Source organism: Mycolicibacterium iranicum, assembly GCF_002101705.1.
GTDB classification, from domain to species: Bacteria; Actinomycetota; Actinomycetes; order Mycobacteriales; family Mycobacteriaceae; genus Mycobacterium; species Mycobacterium iranicum.
This window is the reverse complement of record NZ_LQPC01000079.1, coordinates 38,052-44,051: the sequence shown is the minus strand read 5'-3', so window position 1 is coordinate 44,051 and position 6,000 is coordinate 38,052. Positions and strand designations below refer to the sequence as shown.

The window sequence follows — 6,000 nt, the reverse complement described above, 5'->3', positions numbered from 1 at the left end:
ACTTGAAATCCGTCATCGTTCCGTCCGTCCAATCTCCGCCAAGCATGCTCAAGCTTCACGATTTTTGCAACAGAGCCTGAACGAGTGTGGCTGGGCTCAGCACGGCCAATGCGACCAGCTTCGAGTGAAATCCCACCGCATCGGGTGAGCCTACTGCTCAGCAGGCCCCGCGCTCCCGCGCACCAACGACCTCCAGTGGGGCGGAAATTCATGACGACTGCCGGGGTCAACGGACTTGACGAAATACATGCCTCCGGTGCCACGGAGGTGGCTCCTAGAGGTATCGACATACGTCATCGGCGCTGCATGATTCCGGGTCGACGCTTTCGGCGCCCTGCCGCAGCCGGGCGATGGTCTCGCGCAGTGCCACCAGTGCGCTGATCTGCTCGTCGAGGTCGGTCAGTCGGATGTCGAGCAGGTCGCGCACGTGCGTGCACGGCGCGTGGCCGCTGTCACGGATGTCGAGGATCTGCCGAATCTGGGCGAGGCTGAACCCGGCGGCCTGTCCCCGTCGGATGAAGCCGACCCGGGCGATCGTGTCGGCGGCATAGTCGCGATACCCCGCCGGGGAACGTTCGGCGGGCGGGAGCAGGCCTTCGTCTTCGTAGTAGCGCAGCGTCGCGGTGGTGGCCCCGGTCGCCTCGGCGAGCTTCCCGATTCTCACGATGTCTCCTCAGAACACTTGACCTTCAAGCCTACTTGAAGGTCAAGGATGGGTGCATGAGTCAGGGATTGGACCTCGCGGTCATCGGTTCCGGCGGCGCGGCGATGGCCGCGGCGATCCGCGCTACCGCGCTCGGCAAGTCCGTCGTCATGATCGAGCGCGGCATCTTCGGTGGCACGTGTGTCAACACCGGCTGCGTGCCGTCAAAGGCCCTGATCGCAGCGGCCGAGGCCCGGCATACCGCAGCCGACACTGCCCGGTTCCCGGGGATCGCCACCACGGCCGGCCCGGTGGACATGGCGGCCCTGATCGCCGGCACGCACGATCTGGTGGAGTCGCTGCGCTCAGAGAAGTACCTCAACGTGGCCGAATCGTATGGCTGGCAGCGCATTCAGGGCCAAGCGCGGTTCGCCGGAACCCCGGACGCGCCCGTCATCGAGGTCGGCGATGCCACCATCGAGGCCGAGCACTACCTGATCGCCACCGGCGCGAACCCAGTCATCCCGCCCGCATTCGAGGGCGTCGCCTACCTGACCTCGACCACCGCGATGGAAGTCACCGAGGTCCCGGAGTCGCTGCTGGTGATCGGCGGCGGCTACGTCGCGTTGGAGCAGGCGCAACTGTTCGCCCGGCTCGGGTCAACGGTGACGGTGCTGGTCCGCTCCACGCTGGCATCGAAGGAAGAGCCGGAAGTCGGCATGGCGCTGCTGGAGGTGTTCGCCGACGACGGCATCCGGGTGGTGCGCCGCGCCACGGTGAGCGAGGTCGAGCAGGCCGACGATCAGGTCACGGTCACCGCGACCATCACCGGCGGAACGCAGCAGTTCCGTGCCGCGAAAGTCCTCGTCGCCACCGGCCGCCGTCCGAACACCGACGGCCTGAATCTCGAAGCGGTGCAGGTCAAAACCGGCGAGAACAACGAGGTCGTGGTGAGCGACGGGCTGCAGTCGTCGAACCCACGGATCTGGGCGGCCGGCGACGTGACCGGGCACCGCGAGTTCGTCTACGTCGCCGCCCATCACGGCGCGATGGTCGCCGACAACATCTTCACCGACGCCGGCCGCAGGGTCGACTACCGCCATCTGCCCCGCGTGACGTTCACCAGCCCCGCGGTCGGTGCGGCCGGGACGACCGAGGCCGAGCTCCTCGCCGCCGGGACACGGTGCGACTGCCGGGTGCTGCCGCTAAAACATGTGCCGCGTGCGGTGGTCAACCGAGACACCCGCGGTTTCATCAAACTCGTCGCCGACGCCGGCACCGGCCGCATCCACGGCATCACCGCCGTCGCCAAGGATGCTGGCGAGATCGCCGCCGCCGCGGTCTACATCCTCGACGCCGCGATGACCGTCGACCAGGTCGCCGGGTCCTGGGCCCCGTATCTGACCATGGCCGAAGGCATCAAAATCGCCGCCCAGTCCTTCAGCGCCGATATGTCCCGACTGTCCTGCTGCGCATCCTGACGCATGGCTCACTCGAAAGGTTCCTGATGCCCAATTTCCTTGACCGCCTGACCATTCCGGAAGAGTCCGGGCTCGACCCGACGATGCTGGTGCCGTTGCTGCGGCTGCTCGCCGCCGGCGAGCCGGTCACCGTGGAGGCGCTCGCCGCGGCCGTCGGCCTCCCGGTTGACGAGGTGACCCGGCGTCTGGCCGCGGTACCCGACACCGAATACGACGAGCAGGGCCGCATCGTCGGCCAGGGCCTGACCCTGCGCCCGACCCGCCACCGATTCACCGTGGCCGGCCAAGAGCTCTACACCTGGTGCGCCCTGGACACCCTCATCTTTCCCACCATCCTGGACCGGCCCGCCAGCATCGAATCCGAATCACCCGTCAGCGGGCACCCGATCAGGGTCTCGGTCGGCGAAAACGGTGTCACCAGCGTGCAGCCCGAGACCGCGGTGGTCTCGCTGGTCAACCCCGACGACCTCACCTCGATCCGGTCCTCATTCTGCAACCAGGTGCACTACTTCACCTGCGCGCAGGACGCCGCGCCGTGGCTCGCCGAGCACCCCGAAGGTCAGATCGTCAGCGTCGCTGAGGCCCACCAACTCGGCGCAGCCCTGACCACACAAATCCTTACCCAGCTCCATACCCCGCCAACTGCCCACCCCGGCTGCTGCAGCTGACCAGCCGCACCCAACCTGATGAGGAGAAATCAATGAATCAACGTCCACGAAGAAATCCCGTGCTGCTGGGTGCGGCAGCGGTGCTGGTGACGGCCCTGTGTTGCGCCGCGCCAGTCCTGATCGCCGGCGGCGCGCTCGCCGCCGTGTGTGGACTGCTCGAGAATCCATGGGTCATCGGGGCAGCCGTCGCGCTGCTGCTGGCGGCTGTGGTCGCCTTCGCCCGCCGCGGTCAACGCGGCGATCACTGCTGTCCCGCCGACAGCCATTCACCCGCGACGCACACGCTCGACGACCTGACGAAAGGAAGCATCGACAATGTCTGAAACGCGTTCGTTTACACCCCACAGGTGGGCGGGCGTTACGGCTGTGATGCTGGCAGCGGGCGCGCTGACCGCGTGCGGCCAATCGGCCACAACCAGCAATCCGACCTCACCGCCACACGCCAACGCCACAACCCAGGCGACGGCGGCGACACTGACCACGGTGGACGGCAAAACCGTCGAACTGCCCGCTGCCGCCCCGACCGCGATCCTGTTCTTCTCCTACGGGTGCGGCGAATGCGTCGGCGGCGGTAAATCCCTGGCCGCTGCTCGGGCGGCCGTGGAGAAAGCCAGAGGCAGCGCCAAGTTCCTAGCCGTCGACATCGTCCCCACCGAGAAACCCGCCGATGTTCGCCACTTCCTGGACCAGATCGGCGGCACCAGCCTGCCCGCGGTCGTCGATACTAACGGGGCCCTGACCAGCCGCTACCAGGTGACCGCGCCGACCACCGCCCTCGTCATCGACCCGTCCGGGCAGATCAGCTACCGCGGCCACGCCCCGTCCCAGGATCAGATCCTGGCCGCCCTCGGCAGCAGCGCCGCACGGTGAACCTGCTCGCGCTCGCGTTTACCGCTGGCATGCTCGCCCCGGTCAACCCCTGCGGGTTCGCGCTGCTACCGGCGTGGATCACCGGCACCATCGCCACCGGCGGCACCGATGCGGTGCTCGTGCGGCTGGCCCGGGCACTGCGCACCGGGGCCGTCCTGACCATCGGGTTCACCGGCACCCTCACCCTCGCCGGTATCGCGATCAGTGCCGGTGCCCGGACCCTGGTGACGGCTGCTCCCTGGCTCGGGATCACGATCGGGCTCACCCTGGCCATCTTGGGCGGCTTCATGCTCACCGGCCGCACCATCGGTCTGCGTATGCCTGCCCGGACGCGTCATCGGCCGGACTCCCCAACAGCCGGTGGTGTGCTCGCGGCCGGAATCGGCTACGCCCTGGCGTCACTGTCCTGCACCTTCGGGGTACTGCTCGCGGTGATCGCCCAGGCCCAGGCCACCAGCGGATGGGGCGGTCTGCTGGCAGTGTTCACCGCATACACAGCCGGTGCCGCCACCATCTTGATGCTGGTCAGCGTCGGCACCGCCATCGCCGGCACGGCCCTGACCCGGCATCTGGGTATCCTCGCCCGCCACGGGACCCGCGTCACCGCCGTTGTCCTCATCGCCACCGGCGCCTACCTCGCGTGGTACTGGCTGCCCGCGGCCACCGGGCACACCGCCAGCGGCGGCAACCTGCTCACCGGCTGGTCGGCCACCGCGACCGGATGGCTGCAGGACCACGCCCTCCCGGCCAGCGTCATTGCCGCCTTCGCTGTGGTGGTCAGCGCGGTGGCCGCGTGCTGGACCACCCACCGCCGGCCAATCACCGGCAAGCAGCGCCGCCGGTGATGATTCACCGGCCGATACACCCAGCCAGATACCACTGTCCCTAACGATTAGAAAGCCGATAGATACAACCGTCGGACACAGTCAGATGCACACCACAAGTGCCTTACTGATAAGGCACATTCAAGACTGCCGACCCCTAAGCGCGACACGCCAGTTCTGCGCCGTCTGAGCGTGTCGTCAATACGGCAGTGGCGAATAGGCGTCGGTACTGCGCCCATTGCTCGACGGGGGTGGCGTCGGCATGGTGGGCGCCGGTGCGTTCGTTGATGCGGTCGAGCAGTAGCGTCGGCCAGGCGGGTTCCGTTGGCGTCCTGGGCTGTTCAACCCGAGGGCGAGCTGTGAGCAATGTTGCGGCTACGGCGATCACATCGGGGTAGGCCACCACGTGCGCTTCTAGGCCATTCTGCAGAATCCCCGCCGCCACGTGACGCTCTGCGTGAGCCCAGAAGACCAGGATGTGGCGGGCGTCGCCCAAGGCGTCATGAAGGTCGACCTCTGAATACTGACGGGCCAAGCGCCGATGCGTGCGCCCGGCACTGAGCACCGTGGGCCGGTCACGAAGATCCACCTGGTCGTCAAGAACGCGCGTTGGTGAACCGATCCAGCGTCGGTGACGGTGGCATACGGAGACATGTGCAGGCAGGTAGCAGTAGACGGGTTCGTGTATTCCCTTGCGTGCCATACATCTTTGACACAAAGGGCGGCGGAGATATTGCTTGAGCGCGGTGGGGTCGCCAGCAAGCCCGCAGAGACGGGACCGGATTACCTGCTCAGGTTGGCCGCTGACGACGGCCAACCAGTCCGGTCGCGGCCGGGCTGCGCATGATTCGGCGACATGGCCGCGCAGTGTGGAGACGCCGATATGGTTGGCGCGGGCCAGCCTGTCGATGTAGGACGATACGGCTTCCCAACGGAACGGTGCGATCGTTCGCGGGAGCCGCTGGTGTGGCACCGCTCATCCTGATCGGTCTGCCCGTCAACGTCGCCTCCCTGCTCGCAATCGCGGTGGCGATCCAGCTGCTGCTGCAGCACTCCAACGCCGACTACCGCGTGGGCCCCGCCAAGCACGTCTTGGCTCTCAACGAAGGCCACCGCTTCCATCACCTCAAGTGGGCCGGCATCGGCGACGTCAACTTCGGGCTGTTCACCCTGGTCTGGGACCACCTCATGCGCACCTACTCCTATAACCCCACCCGCCGATTCGACTCCACCCAGCTCGGCATGGCCGCACACCCCGACTACCCCACCGCGTACGGGCGGCAGCTGATACACCCCTTCACCCCCGCCGGAGGGTGCAGCCTCAAGTCCACCACCGCGACGAAGGACCCCACCGCGACGAGACCGACACCGGAGCAGGGCTGAGAGGGACCAGCGTCTAGCGCTCCCGGACCGTGATTGCCTCAAGCGTTCCCGATCAGCCCAAAACGCGTACTAGACCCATAGCCTTCTACGTGGCCCATTTCGCGCCACGGTCCGACGATCGACGAACAAAC

7 protein-coding genes and 1 pseudogene are annotated in these 6,000 nt (G+C 67.1%); 6 read left to right on the top strand and 2 right to left on the bottom strand.

The window, feature by feature from the left end; translation table 11 throughout:
- Positions 1-274 precede the first annotated feature (274 nt).
- Complete coding sequence (locus AWC12_RS30115) at positions 275-664, bottom strand: heavy metal-responsive transcriptional regulator (RefSeq protein WP_005148625.1); 390 nt, start codon at positions 662-664, stop codon at positions 275-277.
- A gap of 56 nt (positions 665-720) precedes the next feature.
- Here AWC12_RS30115 and merA point away from each other — a divergent pair, with 56 nt between their 5' ends.
- From merA to AWC12_RS30090, 5 genes are read left to right on the top strand one after another with little or no spacing between them, the layout of a single operon-like run.
- A complete protein-coding gene (merA, locus tag AWC12_RS30110; RefSeq protein WP_005148655.1) occupies positions 721-2,124 on the top strand; it encodes a mercury(II) reductase in 1,404 nt (467 codons plus the stop codon).
- Between the two features lie 26 nt (positions 2,125-2,150).
- Positions 2,151-2,792 (top strand): organomercurial lyase MerB, encoded by a 642-nt coding sequence (gene merB, locus AWC12_RS30105; RefSeq protein ID WP_005148656.1) that lies wholly within the window; start codon positions 2,151-2,153, stop codon positions 2,790-2,792.
- A 32-nt stretch (positions 2,793-2,824) separates the two neighbouring features.
- Positions 2,825-3,115 carry a mercuric ion transporter MerT gene (locus AWC12_RS30100; RefSeq protein WP_005148657.1) on the top strand — a complete coding sequence of 97 codons (291 nt, stop codon included), beginning with the start codon at positions 2,825-2,827 and terminating at the stop codon, positions 3,113-3,115.
- On the top strand, positions 3,108-3,662 hold the full coding sequence (locus tag AWC12_RS30095; RefSeq protein WP_024444597.1) for a TlpA family protein disulfide reductase: 555 nt from the start codon (positions 3,108-3,110) through the stop codon (positions 3,660-3,662). Before AWC12_RS30100 ends, AWC12_RS30095 begins: the two co-directional genes overlap by 8 nt.
- Positions 3,659-4,507, top strand: a complete 849-nt coding sequence (locus AWC12_RS30090) for a cytochrome c biogenesis CcdA family protein (RefSeq protein ID WP_024444598.1) — start codon at positions 3,659-3,661, stop codon at positions 4,505-4,507. The genes AWC12_RS30095 and AWC12_RS30090 overlap by 4 nt, the downstream gene beginning before the upstream one ends.
- Positions 4,508-4,643: 136 nt before the next feature.
- On the opposite strand, the gene AWC12_RS31800 is transcribed toward AWC12_RS30090, so the two are convergent.
- A complete protein-coding gene (locus AWC12_RS31800; protein ID WP_225503056.1) occupies positions 4,644-5,075 on the bottom strand; it encodes a hypothetical protein in 432 nt (143 codons plus the stop codon).
- A 371-nt stretch (positions 5,076-5,446) separates the two neighbouring features.
- Between AWC12_RS31800 and AWC12_RS30080 the strand changes: the two are divergent.
- Positions 5,447-5,869: pseudogene (locus tag AWC12_RS30080) on the top strand (sterol desaturase family protein); the annotation flags it as partial.
- Between the last annotated feature and the right edge of the window lie 131 nt (positions 5,870-6,000).